This is a genomic window from Oleiphilus sp. HI0043 (assembly GCF_001634935.1).
In genome coordinates, this window is record NZ_LWEY01001762.1 from 1 (window position 1) to 678 (window position 678).

Sequence of the window (678 nt, forward strand, 5' to 3'; positions counted from 1 at the left end):
ATGTCGCTTTGCAGAATGTCAGTGTCAGTGTCGAGCAGGGTGACTTCTTCGCTTTATTGGGGNCTAACGGTGCGGGGAAATCAACGACACTTGGTATTGTTTCTTCCTTGGTTAATAAAAGTTCTGGAGAGGTCAAAATATTTGGCCACGACATCGATAAACAGTTGGTTAAGGCAAAGACCTGTTTAGGTGTGGTGCCTCAGGAGTTTAACTTCAACCAGTTCGAGAAGGTCCGTGATATCGTTATTACTCAGGCTGGTTATTATGGTATTCCCGTTTCAGAAGCTGAGGAAAGTTGTGATCATTATCTGAAGAAACTGGGCTTGTGGGATAAACGGAATGAACCATCCCGTATGCTCTCCGGGGGTATGAAGAGAAGGTTAATGATCGCCAGAGCTTTAGTGCATAAGCCTAAATTGCTCATTCTTGATGAGCCCACAGCGGGTGTAGATATCGAATTGCGACGCTCAATGTGGGAGTTTCTAAAGGAAATCAATGAGCAGGGTACGACAATTATCTTAACGACGCACTACCTGGAAGAGGCGGAAGCGCTATGCCGCAACATTGCGATTATTGATCAAGGGAAAATTCTGACAAATACCAGTAAGCAATCTTTATTACAGCAATTGCATCTGGAAACCTTTGTGCTAGAACTTGATAAACCCATGAGCACTGTTC

General features: G+C 44.2%; 1 protein-coding gene. It reads left to right on the forward strand.

Annotated features, from left to right (window positions below):
- Nucleotides 1–8: 8 nt before the first annotated feature.
- Nucleotides 9–678: ABC transporter ATP-binding protein (locus A3729_RS27205; RefSeq protein WP_082882191.1), on the forward strand; the 670-nt coding region annotated here is incomplete at its 3' end.